This is a genomic window from Mycoplasmopsis fermentans PG18 (assembly GCF_000209735.1).
Lineage (GTDB): Bacteria > Bacillota_I > Bacilli_A > Mycoplasmatales > Metamycoplasmataceae > Mycoplasmopsis > Mycoplasmopsis fermentans.
In genome coordinates this window covers 812,309-836,180 of sequence record NC_021002.1, presented here as the reverse complement: position 1 = coordinate 836,180, position 23,872 = coordinate 812,309, and the positions used below count along the sequence as shown (strand labels likewise).

Here is a 23,872-nt window from a genome sequence, read left to right as displayed (position 1 = left end):
ATGGAATGCAAATCATGTGGAGCTAATGTTAGAATCACAGATAAATTTTGTTCTTTTTGCCGATCATTAATCGAAGCACCTAAATCAAGCGTTGAAACATCTCAACACACAACTGCAACTACAAGAGTAGTAACAGAATCAAAAGCAATTAATTATGATGTATTGAACTTATTAGTTATAGAAGATAAATATGACGAAATTGATTTTGATTTATCTTCTAACACAGCTGCAAACTCAATGAAAACATATGTAAACAAAGGAGGAAGCATTTCAGAACTTGAGAAAAGTTATGTTTTAGCAAATAAAATCGATTACTATGAATCACTTGACAAAGATGAAATCTTAAAAACTTACTCAGAAAAAATTAAGAAATATTCCGGTAAAGATATTTGTTGTTTAAAAAGAAGTGAATTACAAGCCTTAGAAAGAAAAATGAGTTTATATGAATTCAATGATTATCTTAAAGTATTAAAAGATAGAGTATTTAATAAAGAAGGAATTATGCTAAGTGACAGCGACCTACTCGACAAAATAAACTCAGATAGAAACATTGAAGTTTTTGCTATTTGTTCTTATGACTTCTGAGACAAAAAAACTGTTGAATTAGATAGACAGAACAAAGTCGAATATGAACAAAGAATAAAAAGAATTAATAACAAAAAGAAAACAGCTAAAGTCATTATATGAACTATTGTTGGTATTTTTATTTCTATATTTATAATATGTTTTTTAGTTGCCTTAGGTGTAACAATTAGATCTTCTGTATCAATTGCTTCAACATCAAGCAGTTATTACTAAAAACAAATTGACATCTTTTTAAAAGGTGTCTTTTTTTATTAACTCCAAAGCAAAAAATAAAACCTAAACTAGTACAAAAAGACTTAAATATTTTTGGGATTTAAGTCTAATTTTTTTGTCCTGGTTTATTATTAAACTCAATTTAGTTTACTATCATGTAATAGTTGATCTAAATAAAGCAGGGAAGAATTTAGACATAATTTTTTTACCATAAATTACCTCCATAATTCATTGTCTTAATGCATCATGTTTTTCTACTTCATTTTCAAAAGACAAGTGTTCAAGTTTGATTTTTTTATCAATAAATCTTGATACTAAATTGATTTCATTCATTTTAATTGCTTCTAATTCTAAGTTTATTTTTGAAATATAAGCTATCTTTTTTATGTCTGTTTCATAGTCATTATTATTAACTTTATTTCATCTTTCAATAGCATGGTCTGAAACCATAATATCAAAAGTTTCTATTGCTTTATCTCTTATTTCTCTAAAGAATTTTGCATAAACATCATGCTTATATCATCTTTTAATTTCATTTAATTCTTCTTTTGCTAAATTTTTTGAACCGCCCGGATTATATTCCATTGCATATTCTTCTAATTTATTAATTGGTAAAGGATCAAAAGCTGGAATATAGTCTTTAGGAACTAAATTAATTTTAGCAATTTCATTTGGTTTGAATGTTTCCATGATAACTTGGTAGTCACAATTATCTAAGGTTAAAGTTTCTTCTTTAACAATTACATCAAAGTAAATAAATGCTCCATATTTCTTTTCTAATTCAATTTTTTGTTGAACAATTTCATTAAATTTTTCATTTAAAACTGTTTTGCCACTTAGAGCAATTAGCATAGGTTTTGAAATTGGTTTTGAGTGTTTAATTTGTTCATTCGTTGTTAATTTAATTCAATCAAATTGAGGATAATTTTTATCCAAAGTTGTAATACTTGATTTTACTAAAGCTTTCATATTAACTCCTTTTATAATTAACTCAATTTCTTATTAAATATAGCATAAAACAATGGTTTTGGTAAAAAATTAATTTGTTTAATTCAAATATTTTTTAACATTTTTATATGACTTTCTATGAAATTCACAGATGCCATATTGACTCATTGCTGCTTCATGTTCTTTTGTACAATAGCCCTTATTTTTCTTGAAATTATACATAGGAAATTTTTTGTCAATTCCAACCATAATTAAGTCCCTAGTTACTTTAGCTAAAATTGAAGCTGCTGCCACATTAATACTTAATTGGTCACCTTTTACTAAATTAATTTGAGGTATATTGATGTCATTAATTTTTTCAAAATCTGTAATTACTAATTCAGGTTTTGTATTAAGTTTATTAATACACCTTTGCATGCCAATTCTTGAAGCTTGCTTTGGATTTAGTTGATCTACTTCTTGAGCATTAATAATAGTTGTTACTGTTTCAATAGCATTTTCAAGAATAATTTCTAACGCTTCCTCACGTTGTTTTTGACTCAATTGTTTAGAATCCTTTATTAAAGGATGGTTAAAATTTTGAGGCATAATAACACAACCAACTACTAAAGGCCCTGCACAACAACCTCTTCCTGCTTCATCTAAGCCTACAATTAATTTAGTGTCAGGATAATTTTCTTTTTCATAATTCAACATAATCAAAATTATACAAAAAAAGCAAAACTTGAATTCTGCTTTTTGTATTGAAATTATTTTTTGTCTTTGTTTGCTTCTTCGTCTTCTTTAGCCTTTTGAGTATCAACAATTTGAACAATTAAGCGGCATAATTCTTCTTTGTCCATTTTTTTGTAACCACTAATGTATAGGGTTTCTGCTATGTTGTAAAGTTTTGCATTAGGCAATGCTAATAATTTTTTGATTTTTTCTTCATTTTCTTTTTCATTATTTTTAAGATGTGCTTTGTTATCAACTATTTCAGCTTCTTCAATATCTTCTTCTTTATTGAATTTGCTTTTATCTTGATTAGCACTTACATCATCAACATCATCTAACATGATTCCAAAAAGATTGTTTGCTAAATTGCTTTCATCCATCATACCTGATTCTTTCATCTTTTTTTGAAGTTGTTTGATTTCTTCTAATCTTCTTGCATTAATAAATACACCTTTGAAGTATCTTAATTGACTAACAAACAAGAATTGGAAAACAATTAAAACAACTGTGATAACTGAAGTAACTATTGTTATTGATAAAATAATTGGATTGTAAGCAGTAGCTAGTGATCTAATGTTTCTAATAATTGAGAACAAGTTTATAAATCAAGAAATGATTAAAACCATTGAAGGTCATGTATGCATGTTGGCTAATGATTTTTCTTTAAATGTTCGAGCATAAAAAACTAAAAATACAATAATGCTAACTAACATACCAACTGTAACTAAACCATTTGTAATAATCATGCTCATTATTTGATCTTCAGGTTTAAAACTTGGAGTTGTACCACCATTAATTTTTACAATATAGTCAACTAAATTATCTTTAAAAGCAGCGAGCAAAATTGTTGAAGTTAAAGCACAAGCAAGTGCTAAAAAGAATGTTAAAAGAGAAAGAATTACAACTGGTCTAAATCTTTCTTTTTCTAGAGCTCAAAGTTTATTTGTGCTTTTAATTTGTAAATATTTTTTGTCGAATAAATTCATTTTTTCTCCTATATCTAATTAATATATTATAAAACATTATTTTTTAATAGTTCATTAAAATCATAATCGGCTACATCAAATTCTTTAGGCACCGGTGCATAAACACAAATTTCTTTTTTAGTAAGTGGATGAATAAATTTTAATTTATAAGCATGTAATCTTTGATTAAATTCATCAACACTTTTGCCATAAGTAGGATCACCGTAAACTGGATGTTTGATGTAAGACAAGTGGACTCTAATTTGATGAGTTCGACCTGTTTTTAATTCGCATCTAACTAAAGACATTGGTTCTTTATCTAAATAAAAGTGCTTAAGCAAATGAACAAAGGTTATAGCTTCTTTACCTTCTTTATGAACTGACATCATTTTACGATCAACAGTATTTCTAGCAATTGGTAAATTAATTTTAGTAAGTGGATTTTCAATTAAGCCTCTAACGATAGCTAAATAACTTCTTTCAATTTCATGTCTTTTGAGCATGTCAGTTAATGAGTTATGCATCTTGTTATTTTTAGCAATTATTAATAAGCCACTTGTGTCTTTATCAATACGGTGTACTATACCTGGTCGAAGTAACCCATTTTCATTTGATAAATTGTTTTTAAAATGATATAAAAGTCCATTAACTAGTGTGTCATTGTAATGCCCCGGTGAAGGGTGGACAACTAGATTACTTGGTTTATTAATTATTACTAAATCATCATCTTCATATTTAATGTCAAGAGGAATATTAACTGGTTCAATTTTAATTTCTTTGTTAAGTAATTTAACAATTGTAATTTCTTGTCCTTCGCGAACGATGTAATTACATTTATGTACTTGAACGTTGTCATTAATATAAACTGCACCTTGCTCAATTAACTCTTTAATATCATTTCGACTTAATTCACTATTTTGACCGATATACTTATCGATTCTCTCTTTATATTGAACACTAATTTTTAACATAGAGTAATTATATATTATAATTAAAAATTCAAAATTGTTTTTAACCTAGTCAAGGTTCAAAAATAATTAAAGCTAAAACTATGTTGCTTAAGATCAAAGCGACCACAGGGACTTTTTTAAGATAAAGAGTAGTTGAAAGTATCACTCCAACAGGCACATAACAGTAAACAGCAATTCGACGTCAACCCCTATAAAACAGTGCTTTTTGTGTATCATTATTTATTCCTACATAGTTAGTAAATGATTTATTAAAGAAAACTTGAGGTGCTACTGAAGCTATAAAAAGTTGAAAACCCAAGGCAACAATAATACCTGTTACAACAGGATTCATTATGTTAATTAATTTTATTAAATATTTATTATTTTCAAATTTTTTTGAATATTTCATTGCTAATTTCATCATTAAAATTGGTGGAATAACAAAGACTAAATAAGTTAAAAACATAACTATAAATCCTCATCATTCTTTATTAGCATAGAAGTATCCCGTAACTAAAGCAAACTTAGTAGATAAAATTCCAGGTGTTGCATTACCAACAGCAAATACTTGGCTAATATCACTTTCAGTAATATTACTTCCAAATCATTCTCTAAATAATCCTCAGAATCAACTAAAAATAGGCATAAATATTTGCCCACCGCCAAAAACAGATAAGCTAATTAATACCAAAAAAGGTAGGGCAACAAGTAAAGCAAGTCAAGCCATTATTGACCTCCTTTCTTGTCACTATTCAAATCATTTTCTTTGGTCTCTAATTCTAAGTTTTGTTCTATTTTTTCTTCTATGTTATTGTCTAAATTAGTAACTTTATTTTCAATATTTTCTTTAAGTTTTTTGATTTCTTTTTTGTGTTTGATTGCTTCAACAGTTGCAAAAATACAAATAATTAGAACCATAATTATTACAGGCATATTTCATGGAGTTGGTATAAAGAAACTAAAGGCAAAGGTTATTAAAAATAAAATTAATCACAAACTAATTTTAGTTTTGCCTCTTGATTTTTTGAAGTATTCCCAAGCAAAACCAATCAATGATCCAATAATTGCAACAATAACACCAAGTTCAATAACAAACAAATATTTTTGAGGAATATGTTGCACAAAATAAAAGATTAAAAAGAAAACTAAAACATGAGGTAAGGTTGCAAAAGTTGCCAAAAACAAGCCCTTTTTGAAACCTAAAAGTTTAATAGTAATATAACTAATTGCTTCAATGACGCTAGGACCTGGAAGCATATTTGTAATAATTACATTTTCATCAAATTCTTTTTCATTTAATCATTTATATTTATCAACAGCATACTTTTTAATAACAGGCATCAAGGCATTGCCACCCCCAAAACCTATGAAAGTAATAAATAAAATAAACAAAAAAACATTTCAAAATGTTGGTTTTTTTGTATATTGAGTTGCTTGTTGATTTTGATTATTCATATTTTGAATTATACTTTTATTTTTAAATTTTTTTAGTGCTTTTTTTGTGTACAAAAAATTTAATTTAAATAAGATCAAAATTTAAAATAACTTACAAATTTAATATAATTTTTATAACAAAATTATTTATTTATAATATTCTTAGACAAACAGGAGATATTATGAATGCAAAAAATGTTTATCAATTGCAAAGAGAAAAAATATTAAAAAATGCTTTTATTGACAAAAAATTGAGAAAAGAAAATATCGAAAAACTTTACTCAATAATTGTGCAAAATGAAAGTAAAATTAAAGAAGCTTTATCTTTGGACCTTAATAAATCATCACTAGAATCATATTTTAGTGAGATAGGTTTAGTCTTAAAAGAAATCAAATTTAATATTAAAAATTTAAATAAATGAACTAAGCCTTTTCATGTTTCAACGCCTTCTCATTTAGCTTTAGGAAAAAGTGAAATTCAATATGAACCTTTAGGTCAAGTATTAATAATTAGTCCTTGAAATTATCCTTTTTATTTGAGTTTAATGCCATTAGTTTCAGCTCTTGCAGCAGGCAATAGAGTAATCATTAAACCAAGTGAATTTTCAGTCCACACTTCACAATTATTACAAGAATTAATCAACAATAATTTTGATCCTCAATATGCTTTTGTAGCAGACAGTTCTTTAGAAGTTGCTCAAGAATTGTTGGACTACAAATTTGATTTAATTCATTTCACAGGTAGCACAACAGTTGGAAAAATTATTGCTAAAAAAGCATCTGAAACTTTGACACCAATTACTTTAGAATTAGGTGGGAAGTGCCCTTGCGTTGTTGACAAAAGTCAAGACATAATTTATTCTGCTCAAAAAATTATGGCTGGTAAATTGCTTAATGCAGGTCAAACTTGTATAGCTCCTGATTATGTTTTAATTGATAAAAATAGAATTAACGCATTTAAAGCTGCTTGTTATGTTTATCTTGAAAACGTTTTGCAAAATGAAGAATATATTAAAGGTAATTATCCAAAGATAATTAATCAAAAACATTTTGAAAGATTAAAAAAATATTTACCTAAAGATCATAAAATTAATGAAAAAACATTACAAATAATGCCTTATATTTTTGAAACAAGCTGAAATGATCTTATAATGCAAGAAGAAATTTTCGGGCCGTTGTTGCCTATTATTCCTTATGATAATTTAGATGATTTATTAGTCAAATTTAAATCACTTCCTAAACCTTTAGCTGCTTATTTATTTACTAAAGATAAGAAAATAATAAAGCTATTTAAAGAACAAGTTACTAGTGGAGCTTTAGTAATTAATGATACCATTATGCATATAGCAAATAGTAATTTACCTTTTGGTGGTGTTGGTGATTCTGGCTATGGCAGAAGTCATGGTTTTGAAGGTTTTAAAGCTATGTCAAATCCAAAAGCTATTTACCAAAGAAAAGGTTTTAATTTTAAATTAAATGAGCATCCTTACAGCAAGAAAAAAGAATTCTGAATCAAAAAAATAATTAAGTAGATTTTACTTGGAATACTATAAAACAGCATAATAAATCACACTTAGTGTAAAAAATCAGTGTGATGTTTTTTAAAATTTTAGTTAGTAATCTATTTAAAGTTCTTTTAAATATTGTTTAAATATTAATAAAGATTCTTTGAAACTTTGTAGATAATCAAAAAAGAAAATAATGCCAAAAATCAAACTAATAGTTATGCAAATAACGTTAATTATTTCAAAGCTTATTAAGAAATAAATAAGGAAATTTGCTTTAGTTGAAACTGCTACTTGCGAAATAGTTAAGATAATTAAGATTACTCCTAACGATATATTGACATGCGAAAAATATTTTAATTTTTCATGACTGTAGCCAACAATAATATAAGGCAACATTACTAATATTGTTTGACCAATTAAAGATATAAAAACTCCACTACCTTTTTGTCAACAACAAACTAATACAACATTAATTATTAATAAAACTAAGCCAATTATTACATAGCTTAATAGCATTCATCATCTCTTTTGTTTATTCATTTTTACTCCTTAATAATTATATTTAAAATTTTTATTTTTATAGCCTTGTATGTTCAAGTTATAAAAAAATTACGTAAAAATTAAATTATAATTTTAGAAGGAGATAAACAATTATGAAAATAGCAACAGCAGATATTGGCGGAACAAATACAAGATTCGCTTTATTTAAAAAAAATAAATTTTGATCTAAAGTTAAATTTGAAACTAATAAAAATAATTATCGTGAAACTTTAAATCATATTGCTCATTTATGCAATTTGCATAAAATAGAATGCTTGGCTTTATGTATTCCAGGACCAGCCGACTATGACAAAGGAATAGTTTTAAATACACCTAATTTACCTGGTTGAGTTAACAAAAACATTAAAAAATATTTATTTAAGCATACTAATCTAAAAGAAATAATTACTGAAAACGATGCTAATGTTATGGCTTTGGCAAATCACAAATATTACAAACAAAAGAAAAGTGATGTAACTCAATTTTTCACAGTATCAACAGGTTTAGGTGCTGGTCTTATTATTAATGATCAAATATATGTTGGTAAAAATCACTTAGCTCAAGAAATCGCGAGAGCACCTTTAGGTACTGATGAAGATGACTCATTTCATTTACTTCCTTATTCAGTGGAATTGTATGCTTCAGGAACAGGCATTGAATTAAGATATAACAAATTAACAGGAGAAAAATTAAACGCTAAAAAAATTTTTGCTTTATATCCAAATAATGAAAATGCAAAAAAAATAATAAATGAAGGTATAGATTCTTTAGCTAGAACTATCTCAACTTCTTTAGCTTTTTTAAATCCAAGTCTTGTTGTTTTTGGCGGTAGTGTTAGTGAACATAATAATTGGTTTATAGAAAAAGCTATTGAAAAAGCTAAAACATATACAATTAAATCTCAATATCAAAATGTAAAATTTGCTTTTGATCCTTATACAGATTTCAGCGCTGTAATGGGTTTATATTGTTTAGCAAAAGATAAATTTAAATAACATTTTTTTCTAAAAATACTTTAAAATAGAATTATTGGTAAATCAATAATTTTTTTAAATCATAATTAATGAAATTTTTACTATTAATTTGTATAATTTTAAAGTAATCATTAAATTAAAAATGATGTAGAGAAGAGATGAATTAAATGAAAAAATTCAAGTGACTTTTAGTTCCATCAGTTATTGGTGTTTTATCTACACCAATGATTTCAGTAAGTTGTTTAGGAAATCAAGAAAAATGAATAGCTTTACAAGACTTTGTTGACAATTTAAAAGAAGGAAAAGATTATAATTTTTCAATTTCTACTGACGACTTAAAAAAAGAATGCAAAGCTATAGCTGATGAATGAACAAATAATCCAGAATTCAAGAAGAAATATGCAAAAGATGTACTACCTCCTTCTACAAGACAATTAATTGATAATCCTTCTGCAACAATAAATCCTGAACCATCAGAATTTACTGCTGAATATTTATGAATAAGAGGATATATAAAAATTAAATCTAAAAATCCTAAGTATAGATTCGATGTTCTGGAAGTTTATGACAATGGAACATTAAGAAATGCTAGAGCTAGGGTTGGTTTTAAAATTGTCGATGTTTCTGATGAAAATTATTATCAAAAGATTAATACTAATAGCTCGCCTATTAATATAACAAATACAAGAAGTTATGGTAGTGAGCACTTCCATGTTGATTTAACTAAAATAAGAGAAAATGAAAGAACATTATTGAAATTATATGCATTTAATCTAAAATTAAATGGTTTTTATGAGTATGACAAACATTAGCAGAAAGAAGAAGATGAAAAAATATTTTTTGAATAGATTTATTTTAGGTAGTGCTTTATCTTTTGCTCCAATAATATCTGCTTCTTGTGTTCAAAAACAAGAAGTTCCTTTTGAAGACAAATTAATTGAATCAAAATATGAAAATAGTTCAATAATTGGCTTAAAGGACAAAGATTTACTTAAATTAAATTTAAATCAAATAAAGTATTTTATCGAGCAAACTAATAAATTAAGATTAAAAAATAATTTTGAACTAAAACAAGTTGTAAAAGAAAATGATAATCTATTTTTGTCAATAAATAATAAAAAATATTCATTAAAAAGTTTTTTAAAATCAGTTAATGATAATTGGGATATATTATCAAAAAATTGAGAAATTGTTACAAATAAAAATAATAGCCTTATTAGAAAAGGCAACAATAGTACTGACGTAAATGTGTTTTTTGAAAATGATAATTCAAATTTTAAAAATTTAGGCTATGTTAATTATGTTAAAAGATTGTTTAAATCAAAATACAACAATTTAGCAAATGCTTCTAAAAATTTACCTGATTTACAAATGATTTTACAAGTTGCAATTTCAGGAAGTAATAGATTTTCAATTTGAAAAAATCAACTAAGTTCAAACTTATTAAGAATTGAAAATATTTTTGATGAAAATGCTATTTTAAATCAATTCAAAGAATACTTCGAAAAACAAGCAACTTTTTACTTAAAAGCCTATAAAATAGTTAATAAAGAAAATAAAGAATTTGAAAAATTAATTATTACAAGTAAAGAAAAAGAAGAGTACAAAGGCAAGAATATTTTAAAAATAAAAGTAGATTTATTAGATAAAAATAATCAAAGTATATTAAATAATGATCAAAAAAATAAAGTCTTTTATTTGATGGATTTTCAAGATTCTAATCCTAGATATCATGCATTTCAAAAATATGGAAATTTTGAAATCGATTCTTCATTAGAAACAAATGAAAAAAGCAAATCTTTATTTAATGAAATGTTTAAGGAACCAACACTTTCATTTGAAAAAAATATGTTCAATTTTAATGATTTTGATTCATTAATGCACCCTTCAAAACCTTATTTAGGTTTTAATCTTAATTCTTTTATGCAATTCTATAACGCTTATAAAGAAAAGGTCAAAATTAATGTTCCTGATGAAAATTATGAAGCAAAAATAAAAGAAATAAAATTTGACAAAATATTAAATAATTCACATTCAATAGGCAAGGCTATAGTTGAAATTAAAAACAAAAAAACTAATAGAGTACAAGAAGCTAATTGGTTTACTATTGACTTTACATATGCACATAAACATATATTTGATGGCTTTTATATTCAAAATAAATTAGATTGTGATCCTTTAAAAAATGATGAATTCTTCAGCTATTATATAAATAAAGGAATTGGAACAAATAATGAATTAAAATTACCTGAAGGCATTAATGCAGAAGAATTTTATAACACTAATTTAATAGATATTGTTAACTTTATTATTTATCAAAACAGAGATTCATTTAACATTTGAAATAATAAAAAAATGAACAAAAATAGTGTTCTAGAAATAATTCAAAATAAAGCAGAATTTGAAAAAAAAATAAGTACATTAATTTCCCAATATGTCCTTAAATTCTTTATAAACAACAAAAAACCAGGTTATGAAGAATTAATAAAAGAAGTTAAAGTTACTATTGATCCAAATAATGATTATGACGCCTTAAAATATGGCGTCGGTAAGTTACCAATTAGAATAGATTTCATTAATCATAAAAATGAAGATATGATTAAAAACATAAGTGAAAGAAAATTCTTATTAGGCGGTTTTGTTGGTTATGATTTCAGTGATATTGAAGCAAAATTAAAAACATTAACTGATGCTGATTTTGAGAGACCTCTTAAGGATAAAACTCCACCTTATTTAATCAAAAACTAAACAAAAAAACTTGCGATTGGCAAGTTTTTTTCATCTGGCCGGTAGTAAGGGATTTGAACCCTTGAATGACTTTCACCATTATTGGTTTTCGAGACCAACCTCTTCAGCCTCTCGAGCAACTACCGTTAAAAAAATTATAAATAAAAACTCAAATTAATGAGTAAATTATTTATGAACTTTATGATCATGAGATGCGTGTTCGTTTGTGTGTTTTAATTCTTTTTCTTTTTGAATTGTTTCATCAAAACGATGTAATAAATCGTGTTTCATTTCTTTTTCTTCTTCTTTAATTCTTTCTTTAACTCTTCTTTCAATTTCTGCATCAATTATTTCAGCAAGCTCATTAGCTTTTTCTTTATTATCTTTTTTCTTTTGAAAACTAGTTAAAACACTTGCTGCTACCATACCACCAGGTATAGCAATAATTGCAATACCAACAATAGAAATTAAGGGCACAATCATTTTTGTAAAACCACTATAAGGAATATAGTCTCCATAACCAATAGTTGTTAAGGTTATGGCACTAAAGTATAAGGCATCTCCAAAGTTTTTTACAATGTTGGTGTGTTCTGTATAAAACTTAATTTTTTCACTTTCAAATTTAGTTGGATTAGCTTTAACTTCAGGTAATTCTCTAACTAAATTATTTACATATTCTGTTTCTGTATATCAAACTGTAAGAGCAAATAAAACGATCAAAATACCTATAAATAAGAAGATATTGAAAAACAAAACTTTTTCATTTGATACAGATTCTGAAATATTTTTAAAAACTACAAAAACATTTAAAAGCATAATTAATCTTAAAATTCTTAAAAACTTAAAGCCGTTAAAAGCTTTTAATGCATTACTTTGATTAGCTTCAGGCAAGAAATTATTAATCACATAAAGTGAAGGCAAAAATGTAAGAATCAAAATAATATTGCCGCTTGTAATCAAATATTTTAAATATGAAACTCCTATATTTTTACTTTTCTTGTCTCTTGCTGGATAAGTGATTCAATGTATTAATCAGTCAACAACAAAAACAAAAAATGAAGAAATTTCAATAAATTTAATTGCTTTATCAAAAGTATTTTTATGATTTGAATACTTTAATAAAATAAAGCTAACAAATCCAAATAGAACAAAAAGTGCAATGAAAACTAAATAAAGTGTTCTAAAAATTCATAATGTAATTCTATGTTTTTTGTTGTTTGTTTTTAAATCGTTATCAACTGTAACAATTATTCCAATTGCTTCAAAAATGTCATTTATTTTCTTATTTTTTATTAAGTTAGTTTCTCTTTCCATAATGGAAAAAATTATAAAACTAAAATCAATATTTTGTTTATAATTAATATACTTATTTTACTTATACATTTATTTTATAGGAGGTTATATGAAGGGTGGCGTAACAATGTGGATAATACTTGGTATCTTAGTTGCTGTTTTAGCCAGCTTCTTTGTATGAAGTGCTGTTAAAGAAAAGATCAAGAAAAAGAAAAGAAAGAAAGAAGAATTACAATTCAAAAAAGATACTGAACAACAATCTAGATTACTTATTTTTGCTTTAAAAATATTAGTTGACAAAAATGAAAAATATTTAAAAGAATTTGAACCATCAATTGGTCAATACAAAATGTCAAACATAATTAATACAGCTCGTGGTTTCTTAGAAAAATATCAAGAAGATGCTTTATTTAAAGAATGTATTTTGAATAATGCTGATGCTAGGGATGAAATTTTTGCTTTTGGTTTTTTAAGAGATACAAGAAGCAATTCGTGAAGTAAAAGATGTGCTGATAAACTTCAATGAATAGAAGAAAAATTTAATTCATATAACATTTCTCTTTATGAAGATGAATATCAAAGAGTGGAAAAAAGAGTTAATGATTATTATGATGCGGAGTTTTTAAAAGATGACAAAGAAGATGAATCTACCAAATAAACTAACAATACTTAGATTGATTTTATTCTTACCTCTTTTAGCTCTTTTTATTACTTATAAGATGATCCAAAATTACATGGATAATTACTATAAAATAGCTGGCCGTTCAATATTATCTGGAATTTTACTTATCTTTTTAGGAGCAATGATTACTGACTATTTTGATGGCAAAATTGCTAGAAAATACAATATGATTACAAGCTTTGGAAAGCTGTGAGATCCTTTAGCTGACAAAATTATTGTCACAAGTACATTAATTTTTTTAGCTGCTTTTAAATTCATTCCTTTATGAATTGTTATAGTTTTTGTAGTTCGTGATTTGATAGTGGATGGTTCTCGTGTAATAATGGCTGAAAAGAAAATTGGGGTTGAGGCTTCAATTTGAGGAAAGATGAAAACCTTGTTTCAAACGCTTGCAATTATTGCTATTTTAATTATTGCTATAAGCTTTGAATATCCTATTGAATTGGTTGAAAAATATGGCCTAACTTTAGTTCAAAGTGATGCTTGTATTTATGCAATTAACACTCTTACAATTGTTGCATTATTCTTCAGTATTTACTCAGGAATATTGTATGTTAAAAAAATAATCCCTTTCCTAGAAATGGTATAAAAAAGCTGCTTTGGTCAAAAAGCAACTTTTTTATATAATTATTTTTTATGTAAGTAAATAATTAGTGCAAGTATCAAAATTACTGTAATTGCAATGATTATTCCAGCTACTAAAATTACAGCTAAAGAAGACAAATATCTTTTCTTCCTATTTGCAATTATATTGGCTTCATTTTTTTTAGCATTATCAATTGCATCTTTAACTAATTTTTCTCTTTGTTCATTAGTTAAATTGTTTAAATCTTCATTCTTAATAATTCTAAATTTTTCAGCATCGTATAGAGTTGTAATCTCTAAGCTGTTTTCTTTTTTGTCATCTTTATTCATGATAATTTTATTTTATCAAAATTGTTTCATTTAACTATGAATTAGCTAAATTTTCAAAAACATCCTTCATATTTTCATTAAACAACAAGATATTTTCATTGTTACTATTTTCATAACGTGAAGTATCTTTATTTAGAATTACTATTCTTTTACCCTGATAAAAATGAATATATGAAGCTGCAGGATAAACACTTAATGAAGTACCTGCAATAATTAATAAATCACTATTTGAAATGGCTTCAGCTGCATCATTAGTTGAATCTTCCATTAGTGGATCTTCATATAAAACTACATCTGGATTTATTACTCCCCCACATTTACAAGTAGGAATTCCATCTTTATCTTTTTGATGAATTAATTGAGCTAAATCATAAAACTTACCACAGAGCAAACAATAATTACGATTAATATTTCCATGTAATTCAATTACATATTTATTACCAGCTTTAATATCCAAGTTATCAATATTTTGTGTAATAACATGGCATTTATTTTTATTGCATCAGCTTGCCACAGTTTCATGAATAATATTTGGTTTAATGTTATCAAAAGCTATATTTGAAAAATAGTATTCATAAAAATCTTTTTTATTTTTTCTTCAAAAACTTCTTGAAAGAATACTTTCAGGATTCATGTTTTTAAATTTTTTAGAATATAAACCATCAGCTGATCTAAAATCAGGAATTCCTGAAGCTGTTGAAACACCAGCTCCACTAAAGAAAACAATATGTTTAGATTCTTTAATTCAATTTTTAAATTTGTCTATTTTTTCATTAAAATTTTGCACCATATACCTCTATTTAATTTTAGCAAAAATATAATTTATGTTTTTGCCAGCTTGACTTCATTTTGCTTCATAGCCTGTCATAACATTATCTTTAGCATATTTGCTTTTATGAAAATCTGTACCATATGCTATTATGTTTCAATCGTTTTCTTTAAAGCTTTCTAGCGAAAATCCATAAAGTTTATCATTGTCTGATTTGAATTTTAGAATAGTATTTTTATCCATAATAAGTTTATATTTTTCCAAAAAATCTTTGTAAGTTAATCTTCTTTTAAAATGTCTAGCCTTAGGTCAAGGATCACTAAAAGTTAATCAAATTGTGCCACAAGTTCCTTTAAAAATGCTTTTTAATTCTTTAGCATCTTCTAAAATAATTTTAAAGTTATTAAGCTTATATTCTTTAGCTCTTCTTACGCTTTTAGCAGCTACAGTAGCAAACTTTTCTAAACCATAAAAATTTATATTTGGATTTAGAGCAGCTAATTGAGTTATCATTTCGCCTTTACCCATGCCAATTTCAATTACATCAGTATTTTTTAAGCTAATAGGATATTGACTTTTAGTAATCAATAAATTAGATTCTTCAAGCTTTTTTGGTGCATCTTTGTCATTTCTTAATCTCATGTTTTCTATTTTACTATATAAAGGAAGTTAAATATTAATTTAATATTTATAAAAAAATAAAATGTTATAATTTGTTATAAGTTGTTAGCGAATGGAGGCAAAAGATAATGGAATTTAAAGACAAAATTTTACGTGCTAGAGCTCTTTTAAACTTAACTCAAGAAGAATTAGCAAAACAACTTGGTGTTTCTTTTAACACCATAAATAGATGGGAAAATGGAAAAGTTAAGCCAACAAAAGTTGCTAAATTGAGATTTGATGAATATTGTAGAAAAAATGGTGTTTTGTTGGAGGTTAGATAATGGAATTTAATGAAGATACAAGAGTAAAATTACCAGCAACGATTCACTTTTTAAAACTTGGTTACAATTATCAAACTGTTAGAAGCCCAGAAATTAATAGAGACAATAACATTTTTGAAGAAAGATTTCATAGAGCAATTGAAAAAATAAATAAGAAAAAATTTGCTAAAGAAGAAATAAATGAATTGATCTCTGATATAAGCAGAAAAATCAAAAATAAGGATTTAGGAAAAGAATTTTATAATCGATTAATTTCGACCGATTACCCTATAAAACTGATAGATTTTGAAAATATTGAGAACAATGATTTTGCAATTGTTAATGAATTAACTTTTAGAAGTAACGCTAATTCTAATTATGATTCATTTAGACCAGATATTACAATTTTAGTTAATGGTATGCCATTAGCATTTTTAGAAGTAAAAGTTAAAAACAACAAAAATGGTATTCAAGCAGAATTTATTAGAATGTGAGAAGATAGATTAAAAGTTGATGAATACAGAAAATTTTTTAATATGTTGCAAATTGTTTCATTTACAAACAATATGGATTATGAAGAATTTAATGATGCTGAGGCTTCACTACTAAAACAAGGCTCTTTCTATACAACACCAAATGGAAAAGACAATACTACTTTTTCAGCTTTTAGAGAAGATGAACCTAACTACCATGCTAACTACTCTTTTGAGGAAATAGACAATGACAAAATAAAAGAAATTTTAATTGATAATAATATTAAAACTTCACATGTTGATAGTGATTGATTCCAAACAAATTTATCAGATACAACTCCTTGCAACCGTTTTATAACTTCAATTTTTGACAAAGAAAGATTTCTATACTTCATTAAATATGGAATGATGTATCTTAGCCAAATAAAAGAAATTAAAAATGAAACTTTAAATAAAGTTGAACAATTGCCAATTAATCAAAAACACATTATGAGATATCCTCAATTTTTCGCTACAAGAGCAATTATCAAAAGATTCAAACGAACTAATAAAAATGGAATTATTTGACATACTCAAGGTTCAGGCAAAACAGCACTAAGTGCTTTTGCTACAAAAGTAATTAAAGATTATTGAAGTAAAAAGAAAATAAATGCAAGATTCTTCTTTATAGTTGATAGATTAGACTTAATGAGACAAGCTTCTGCAGAATTTGCCAATAGAGGTTTCAATGTTGTTAATGTTGATTCAAAAGAAGCATTCGCTAAAGAATTAAATGAGACAATCGATAGAAATAATAATGGTATTGGCACAATTTGTGTTGTAAACATTCATAAATTTATGGATAGTTCAAAAATGCCAGAAGCTAAAAATGATTACAACATAAGAACTCAAAGAATTTTCTTTATTGATGAAGCTCACAGAAGTTATACAATGCATGGTGAATTTTACAAAAACCTTATGACTTGTGATAGAGATGGAATTTACATTGCAATGACTGGTACACCTTTATTAACTAAAAGAGAAAGATCAAATTTAAAATTTGGAGACTACATTCATAAATACTTTTATGATAAATCAATAGCTGATGGTTATACTTTGAGAATTAAAAAAGAACAAATTAAAACTGAAGCTAGAGCTACAATTATTAGAAACTTAAATATTGAAATTGAAAAATTAGAATCAAGAATTATTTATGAATCAGATGATTATGTTAAAAGCGTTAGCCAATATATAGAAAAAGACTTTATTGATTTTAGATTTATTTGCAGAAATGATTTAACAATTGGTGGAATGATTGTCTGTCGTTCAAATGACCAAGCGAAAAAAATTCATGAATGATTTAAAAAGAATTCTAAATTAACTACTGGCCTTGTTTTATCAGACACTGATAATCCATTGCAAGACAACATAAATAAAAATAATCAAAAAACCTTTAAAGAAAGTAATTATCCAGATATTTTAGTTGTTCACTATATGCTTACAACTGGATATGATGTTAAAAGACTTAAGAAGATGTATTTATTAAGAGGACCTAAAGCTCAAAATCTTTTGCAAACTATTTCACGTGTTAATAGACCCTATCGTAGTCCTAATGGCCAAGAATATCAATATGGATATATAGTTGATTTTATTGATATTGAAAAAGAATACAACAATACTATTGATGCTTATCGTAAAGAAATAGAAGAAGAATACGATTTTGAAGAAGAAGACACTTCCCTTTCTGGTTTAATTATTGATAAAACAGATATCAAAAAAAGATATGATGTTTTAAAAAGTGATCTTGAAAAATTTGTTAATAATTACAATTTAGAAACCTTTGTTGACAAAATTAACAATTTTGACAAAGATACTTTACAAAAGATCAAAAAGATTCTTGTTAATATTAAAAACTGTTCAATTGAATTCAAATTATCACAAGCTGATGAATATTCAAAACTCATTAACGATTATGAAATCAATGTGTTTATTAAAGAAGTACAAAAGAAAATTAATTTTTTAAACTTGCGTTCAGATCCTATTGATACAATTCAATTAATAGATAACAAAGAAGTTGTTCAAATCATTTATGATTTTCTTTTAAAAAATATTACTGTTTTAGATTTAGGTAAATTTGATAAAGAAAATAAAATGGAACTTATTAAACAAAAGTTTATGAAAATGCAAAAAGAAATTAAAGAAAACAAAAATACAAGAGATGTTAAATTTATGAATCTTAATGCATTGATTAAGAAATTACTTGATAAATTAGCTGTTGAGGAATTGACTTACGAAGAAGTAGAAGATGAATTAGATTTAATTTACAATTCAACTAAAAAAATAAATGAAGAAAATAAAGAAATATCTAAAGACTTTGGAAATAGTTTGGCTTTTGTCACAACAATGAATATTGTTTTAGCAGAAACTAAATTAGATCGTTCAATTTTAAAGAACTTTTTATTAATGGTTTATGATGAATTAAAAGGCAACATTTCTGACGAAATCCTCATTAAACAAGGCAAAAATGGATTTATTGACTCAACAAAATCTAAAATAACAACTAGATTAATTAAGAAGAATTTATATAAACAAATTAAAGATAATTACGATTATATTTTGAACGAATTATACTTTAATCTGCTTAATTACAAGGAAACACTTTAAGGAGAAAAATGACTAATTTTACAAAACTTGAAAATAATATAAAATCAATAATCGATGATTTGAAGGGATTGTGTTCAACAAATGGTCTTTCAAATACAGCTGGCGAAGAAATAGTTGTTACTTCTGTCTTTTTATATAAATTTCTAAATGATAAATTCATTTCAAATTTAAAAAAATTTGCAAAAGAATTAAATGTTCCTTTTGAAGAAATAATTAAAAATTCAAACTATATGGATGGATTTTATGATGCTTATCCACAAGATGTTGCATTCAAATATGAAGATACAATTGATTATTTAGTTGGATACATTAATGAAGATGATTTTTATCAAAAATTTGACGATACATTAATTAGAATTTCAGATTATAAACAAAATGAAGCTTTTAATGTTGATACTGCAGAAGGAACTAAAAAGCCACTTTTTGTTCGTCTTAGTACTTTTGTTGAACCTTCAAAAAGAAATAACTTCACAAAAAATGTTTTTTCTTACATTACAAGAGATAGATTTGATTTTGGTGAAGCTTTTAATAATAACTATGATTTCTTTTCAACTATTTTTGAATACCTAATTTCAGATTACAACATTGCAAGTGGTAAATATGCTGAATACTTTACACCTCAAACATTATCAAAAGCTATTGGTGAAATATTAGTTAAAATGTCTCCAATTGAAGATAAAATTTATGAAATATATGACCCAAGTGCAGGTTCTGGATCGCTTGTGTTGCATTTAGCAAATGAACTTGGAGAAGGTAAATTTGGAAATAAGGCTCGTGTTTACACTCAAGATATTTCACAAAAATCATCAAGATTTTTAAGAATAAATATGTTACTTAATGGTTTAAAAGAATCACTAGATAACATAATTGAAGGCGATACCTTACTTACCCCAACACACTATAAAAAAGCAGGAGACGCAACAACAGGTCTTAAACAATTTGATTTTATTACATCTAATCCACCATTCAAAACTGACTTCTCTTCTACTAGAGATAACATTGAATTAATGTGACAAAATACAGAAAGATTTTTTGCTGGTATTCCTAAAGTTCCCAAAACTAAAAAAGATTCAATGGCTATTTATCTTTTATTTATTCAACATATTCTTTATTCATTAAAAGAAGGTGGTAAAGCCGCTATAGTTGTACCTACAGGGTTTATTACAGCACAAAGTGGAATTGAAAAAACTATTAGACAATATATTATTGATAGAAAATGACTAAAGGGTGTGATTTCAATGCCATCAAATATTTTTGCTAATACTGGAACTAACGTATCCGTTTTATTTATAGATAAAACAAATACTAATGGTGAAGTGTTATTAATGGACGCTTCAAAAATGGGTCATAAAGAAAAAGTTAAAGATCTTCAAAAAACAGTTTTAACTCATGATGAATTAAACAAAATAGTTAATGATTTTGTTAATCATAAAGTTGAAGATGATTTTACAATTTCAGTTACCTATGATCAAATAAAAGAAAGAAACTATTCATTATCAGCTGGTCAATATTTTGAAGTAAAAATTGAATATGTTGATATTACTCAAGAAGAATTTGACAAAATGATTGATGACTTTAATAAAGAATTAGAACAATTTACAAAAGATACAGAAGAATTCCAAAAAGAGATGTCTAAAACATTGAAGGAGTTGAAGCTAAAATAAATTAATAAGGATAAATATGGAATATAAATTAAAAGAATTAGGTATATTTGAAACTGGAAGCACATTAATCAAAAAAATTGGAAATTTTCCTGCTTTTGGAGGCAATGGCATTATTACATATGTGAATAAATGAAATGTTGATGAAGATGCAATAATTATTGGTAGAGTTGGAGCGAATTGTGGTTGTGTAAATATCACAAACAAAAAAAGTTTTGTTACAGATAATGCTTTAATATTTAAACCTAAAGAAAAAAATATGGCAAGATTTTATTTTTATTTTCTTTTACATTTAAACTTAAATAAATTTCATATAGGTTCTTCACAGCCTTTATTAACTCAAGGAATTTTAGGAAACATAAAAATAAATATTCCTAGTTTAAATAAGTGCCAAAAAATATCAAAAATATTAGATAACATAGATAATCAAATTGAGCGAAATAATTCTATGGTTCAAAAGTTACAGTCTTTTGAGCAAGCATTAATTTTCTCAAAAAAGTGAGGGGCAAATTATGCTTGTTAAATTGAAAGATATTGTAACTTTCATTAATGGAAGAGCCTATTCTCAACCTGAATTACAAGACAAGGGAAAATATAGAATAGTGCGAGTAGGAAATTTTTCTGGTAAAAATGAATGATTTTATTCAGATATGGAATTGAATGAAGATAAATATTGTGAAAATGGCGATTTGTTATATAAATGAGCTTGTAATTTCGGCCCTGAAATTTGGAAATCTGAAAAAACAATATTTCATTATCATATATGAAAAATAAAATGAGATGAAAAGCGCGTCGATAAAATGTTTCTTTATTATCTTTTAATGTATATGACACCTTATTGGCTTTCATCAACTAATGGATCAATAATGATTCATATTACAAAAGAAACAATGGAAGAAAAAATTGTTGATTTGCCTCCACTAAAAACTCAAAAAAAGATTTCTAAAATATTAGAAAATTTAGACAAGCAGATTGAAAAGAATTTGCATATAGTCAAAAGATTACAAGTTATGGGACAGGCTATTTTTGATATGTTTTTGAATAATGCGAAAGATTATGAAAATATAGAAAGTTTGTGCAAAATAATTTGGGGTCAGTGTCCAAAAGGAAACAACATTTTAAGCGAAAACGTATCAAATAATTTAATGCTTTATGCATCAGGAGCAGGTGATTTAGAGAATAATAAAATATTAATTTCTCCTAAAGCTTTTACTGATAAACCAATTAAAATAATAGATAATAGGACAATTTGTATGTCTATTGCGGGAACTGTTGGTAAAATTGGAATAAGTGATAAAAATATTGCAATTGGGAGAGCTATGGTTGGATTTTATAATGAAAAAAAATTTGGACTAATTTATTTTATTCTAAATAAATATAGTTCATTTTTAAAAAGACAATCAATTGGAGCTATACAAAAAATTATTAACAAAAATCATCTCAATATTGTGAATGTTCCAATATTAACAAACGAAAAAAACAATTTATTAAACGAATTAATAACTAAATGCATGAAATTAGAAAAAAATACTTTAAGTTTGATAAAGCTTAAAGAAAAGTTGATACCTTTATTAATAAATGGCCAAATAGAAATAAATTAGCCCTATCTATTGATAGGACTTTTTTAAATAATTTGTTGATTAATCAATAAAGGTAATAGCTTATTTTTGAATTTTATTAATTTCTTAGTCATTAAACTGATTTGACTTATTTTAGCATATATATTTTGAGTTAAATTATTAAATATGTCCAAAACATTTTTTGGTGGTAAAACAATTTTTAAATTTTCTATAAAATTTTTATTTATATGTTTTTGACAGTTCCCAGTAGAAGATCTTATTAAAAACTCAATTTTATTCTTTAAAAAAGGATATAAATATCCTATTTTCAATAACTCATTTTCTTCTATTCCTACTATAGATTGATTTATACATGAATCAATTGCAAGATAACTGACCCTTATATTTCCTGTTATAGAAATAACTACAGTACCTTTTTTCAATAATTTAGTGTTTGAATTTTTTAAACCTTTTTCATTTATTGTTTTTTCGCTATCTATTATTGGAAAATTGGCTACCTCACCAGAATTTAGTCAATTTATCTCGCCATTTCAATATTCTCTATTTTTTGTGCTAGGGGTTCCTCCAAGAAAAATTTTACAAATTTCAGCAATTTTTTTAACTTCTCAATTTTCAGGAATTTTTAAATTTAAATCTTCATTGTATTTAAATTTATTATCTTTTTTAAAATGCTCAAATTGTAAAAATCACCTATTAAAAATAGCCTGTCCCATAACTTGTAACTTTTGAAACTAGCTATTTTTTAGTGCTTTTTTAGCTCTAACTAATGTTGATTTACTAATACCAGTTAAAAGTGAAACTTGGCGATAGGAAAAGGAATCTAAAAGCAAAATTGCTTCACTTAAAAGATCTTCAGTATAAACTTTTGGTCTACCTTCTTTATAATCTGTTCTTAGTCTTGCTATCTCTTTACCATTTTGTGTTCTTTCTACTATCATGTTTCTTTCTAATTCAGCAACTGCTAACATAGTTGTTAAGAAAAAACGACCCATTGGAGTGTCCTCTAATAAGCCTATATTTAAAATATGTATTGCTACTTTCTTTTTAAATAAAGCTTCAACTACTTTAATACCTTCAACTGTATTTCTAGCAAATCTATCTAATTTAGAAACTACTAGAATATCATCTTTTTCTAATTTAGTTAATAGATCATTAAATAGTGGTCTATTTAATTTTGTTCCTGTAAATTGTTCATTAATTATTATTGCGTTTGGATATTTATTCAATATTTCATTTTGTTGTATTTCAAAACCATATCCATCAATTTGTTTTTTTGTGCTAACTCTTGTATAACCATAAATCATTTTTTTACCTCGCTTTGCAATTAACACATAATTAAATAGTTAATATTAATTCTTAATTTTTGAGCTCAAAA

Annotated in this window: 25 protein-coding genes and 1 tRNA gene; 12 read left to right on the top strand and 14 right to left on the bottom strand. The window is 25.6% G+C overall.

Annotation, left to right across the window (positions count from 1 at the left end; translation table 4 throughout):
* The gene (locus MBIO_RS03760; RefSeq protein ID WP_041594249.1) at positions 1–798 is read left to right on the top strand and encodes a hypothetical protein; all 798 of its coding nucleotides are present in this window, start codon (positions 1–3) and stop codon (positions 796–798) included.
* Between the two features lie 150 nt (positions 799–948).
* Here the strand turns inward: MBIO_RS03760 and MBIO_RS03755 are convergent, their stop codons facing one another.
* The 6 genes from MBIO_RS03755 to MBIO_RS03730 form a co-directional block, all read right to left on the bottom strand.
* Complete coding sequence (locus tag MBIO_RS03755) at positions 949–1,767, bottom strand: hypothetical protein (RefSeq protein WP_013355013.1); 819 nt, start codon at positions 1,765–1,767, stop codon at positions 949–951.
* A gap of 78 nt (positions 1,768–1,845) precedes the next feature.
* Complete coding sequence (locus MBIO_RS03750) at positions 1,846–2,442, bottom strand: ribonuclease HII (RefSeq protein ID WP_013355014.1); 597 nt, start codon at positions 2,440–2,442, stop codon at positions 1,846–1,848.
* A 53-nt stretch (positions 2,443–2,495) separates the two neighbouring features.
* A complete protein-coding gene (locus tag MBIO_RS03745) occupies positions 2,496–3,446 on the bottom strand; it encodes a hypothetical protein (RefSeq protein ID WP_013527179.1) in 951 nt (316 codons plus the stop codon).
* Positions 3,447–3,472: 26 nt separating this feature from the next.
* The gene (locus MBIO_RS03740) at positions 3,473–4,396 is read right to left on the bottom strand and encodes an RluA family pseudouridine synthase (protein ID WP_013527180.1); all 924 of its coding nucleotides are present in this window, start codon (positions 4,394–4,396) and stop codon (positions 3,473–3,475) included.
* A 40-nt stretch (positions 4,397–4,436) separates the two neighbouring features.
* A complete protein-coding gene (locus tag MBIO_RS03735) occupies positions 4,437–5,102 on the bottom strand; it encodes a chromate transporter (protein WP_013355017.1) in 666 nt (221 codons plus the stop codon).
* The gene (locus MBIO_RS03730) at positions 5,102–5,830 is read right to left on the bottom strand and encodes a chromate transporter (protein ID WP_013355018.1); all 729 of its coding nucleotides are present in this window, start codon (positions 5,828–5,830) and stop codon (positions 5,102–5,104) included. The genes MBIO_RS03735 and MBIO_RS03730 overlap by 1 nt, the downstream gene beginning before the upstream one ends.
* Before the next feature lie 161 nt (positions 5,831–5,991).
* Here MBIO_RS03730 and MBIO_RS03725 point away from each other — a divergent pair, with 161 nt between their 5' ends.
* Positions 5,992–7,341 (top strand): aldehyde dehydrogenase family protein, encoded by a 1,350-nt coding sequence (locus MBIO_RS03725; protein WP_041594248.1) that lies wholly within the window; start codon positions 5,992–5,994, stop codon positions 7,339–7,341.
* Between the two features lie 93 nt (positions 7,342–7,434).
* Here MBIO_RS03725 and MBIO_RS03720 read toward each other — a convergent pair whose 3' ends face one another.
* Positions 7,435–7,857, bottom strand: coding sequence for a hypothetical protein (locus MBIO_RS03720; protein ID WP_013355021.1), 423 nt, complete (start codon positions 7,855–7,857; stop codon positions 7,435–7,437).
* 113 nt (positions 7,858–7,970) lie between these two features.
* Here MBIO_RS03720 and MBIO_RS03715 point away from each other — a divergent pair, with 113 nt between their 5' ends.
* The 3 genes from MBIO_RS03715 (at position 7,971) to MBIO_RS03705 (ending at position 11,579) form a co-directional block, all read left to right on the top strand.
* On the top strand, positions 7,971–8,852 hold the full coding sequence (locus tag MBIO_RS03715; protein WP_013355022.1) for an ROK family protein: 882 nt from the start codon (positions 7,971–7,973) through the stop codon (positions 8,850–8,852).
* Positions 8,853–8,998: 146 nt separating this feature from the next.
* A complete protein-coding gene (locus tag MBIO_RS03710) occupies positions 8,999–9,643 on the top strand; it encodes a hypothetical protein (protein WP_013527182.1) in 645 nt (214 codons plus the stop codon).
* A 13-nt stretch (positions 9,644–9,656) separates the two neighbouring features.
* The gene (locus tag MBIO_RS03705) at positions 9,657–11,579 is read left to right on the top strand and encodes an MAG3240 family lipoprotein (protein WP_013527183.1); all 1,923 of its coding nucleotides are present in this window, start codon (positions 9,657–9,659) and stop codon (positions 11,577–11,579) included.
* A gap of 35 nt (positions 11,580–11,614) precedes the next feature.
* Here MBIO_RS03705 and MBIO_RS03700 read toward each other — a convergent pair.
* Both MBIO_RS03700 and MBIO_RS03695 read right to left on the bottom strand, forming a co-directional pair.
* Positions 11,615–11,704 (bottom strand) — tRNA-Ser (locus MBIO_RS03700).
* Between the two features lie 40 nt (positions 11,705–11,744).
* Positions 11,745–12,872, bottom strand: coding sequence for a potassium channel family protein (locus MBIO_RS03695; RefSeq protein ID WP_041594247.1), 1,128 nt, complete (start codon positions 12,870–12,872; stop codon positions 11,745–11,747).
* Positions 12,873–12,960: 88 nt separating this feature from the next.
* On the opposite strand from MBIO_RS03695, the gene MBIO_RS03690 reads away from it, so the two are divergent.
* Positions 12,961–13,509 (top strand): MHJ_0274 family protein, encoded by a 549-nt coding sequence (locus MBIO_RS03690; RefSeq protein ID WP_013355026.1) that lies wholly within the window; start codon positions 12,961–12,963, stop codon positions 13,507–13,509.
* A complete protein-coding gene (pgsA, locus tag MBIO_RS03685; RefSeq protein ID WP_013355027.1) occupies positions 13,481–14,122 on the top strand; it encodes a CDP-diacylglycerol--glycerol-3-phosphate 3-phosphatidyltransferase in 642 nt (213 codons plus the stop codon). The genes MBIO_RS03690 and pgsA overlap by 29 nt, the downstream gene beginning before the upstream one ends.
* Before the next feature lie 38 nt (positions 14,123–14,160).
* Here the strand turns inward: pgsA and MBIO_RS03680 are convergent, their stop codons facing one another.
* Genes MBIO_RS03680 through trmB form a run of 3 tightly spaced genes read right to left on the bottom strand, consistent with a single transcriptional unit; the run spans position 14,161 to position 15,859 of the window.
* Entirely contained in the window at positions 14,161–14,448 is a 288-nt protein-coding gene (locus MBIO_RS03680; RefSeq protein WP_013355028.1) for a hypothetical protein, read from the bottom strand.
* Positions 14,449–14,482: 34 nt separating this feature from the next.
* A complete protein-coding gene (locus tag MBIO_RS03675; RefSeq protein WP_013355029.1) occupies positions 14,483–15,238 on the bottom strand; it encodes an NAD-dependent protein deacylase in 756 nt (251 codons plus the stop codon).
* Between the two features lie 6 nt (positions 15,239–15,244).
* Positions 15,245–15,859, bottom strand: coding sequence for a tRNA (guanosine(46)-N7)-methyltransferase TrmB (trmB, locus tag MBIO_RS03670; RefSeq protein WP_041594246.1), 615 nt, complete (start codon positions 15,857–15,859; stop codon positions 15,245–15,247).
* 107 nt (positions 15,860–15,966) lie between these two features.
* Between trmB and MBIO_RS03665 the strand changes: the two genes are divergently transcribed.
* The 5 genes from MBIO_RS03665 to MBIO_RS03645 are packed head-to-tail and all read left to right on the top strand — an operon-like array spanning position 15,967 to position 22,518.
* Positions 15,967–16,161: a helix-turn-helix transcriptional regulator gene (locus MBIO_RS03665; protein ID WP_013355031.1), complete on the top strand. Its 195-nt coding sequence runs from the start codon at positions 15,967–15,969 to the stop codon at positions 16,159–16,161.
* Positions 16,161–19,256: a DEAD/DEAH box helicase family protein gene (locus MBIO_RS03660; RefSeq protein WP_013355032.1), complete on the top strand. Its 3,096-nt coding sequence runs from the start codon at positions 16,161–16,163 to the stop codon at positions 19,254–19,256. The genes MBIO_RS03665 and MBIO_RS03660 overlap by 1 nt, the downstream gene beginning before the upstream one ends.
* Before the next feature lie 8 nt (positions 19,257–19,264).
* Complete coding sequence (locus MBIO_RS03655) at positions 19,265–20,920, top strand: HsdM family class I SAM-dependent methyltransferase (RefSeq protein ID WP_013355033.1); 1,656 nt, start codon at positions 19,265–19,267, stop codon at positions 20,918–20,920.
* Between the two features lie 16 nt (positions 20,921–20,936).
* Positions 20,937–21,440 carry a restriction endonuclease subunit S gene (locus MBIO_RS03650; RefSeq protein ID WP_041594245.1) on the top strand — a complete coding sequence of 168 codons (504 nt, stop codon included), beginning with the start codon at positions 20,937–20,939 and terminating at the stop codon, positions 21,438–21,440.
* On the top strand, positions 21,430–22,518 hold the full coding sequence (locus tag MBIO_RS03645; protein ID WP_013355035.1) for a restriction endonuclease subunit S: 1,089 nt from the start codon (positions 21,430–21,432) through the stop codon (positions 22,516–22,518). Before MBIO_RS03650 ends, MBIO_RS03645 begins: the two co-directional genes overlap by 11 nt.
* A 23-nt stretch (positions 22,519–22,541) precedes the next feature.
* Here MBIO_RS03645 and MBIO_RS03640 read toward each other — a convergent pair whose 3' ends face one another.
* On the bottom strand, positions 22,542–23,210 hold the full coding sequence (locus tag MBIO_RS03640) for a restriction endonuclease subunit S (protein WP_013355036.1): 669 nt from the start codon (positions 23,208–23,210) through the stop codon (positions 22,542–22,544).
* An 18-nt stretch (positions 23,211–23,228) separates the two neighbouring features.
* Entirely contained in the window at positions 23,229–23,801 is a 573-nt protein-coding gene (locus MBIO_RS03635; RefSeq protein ID WP_013355037.1) for a recombinase family protein, read from the bottom strand.
* Between the last annotated feature and the right edge of the window lie 71 nt (positions 23,802–23,872).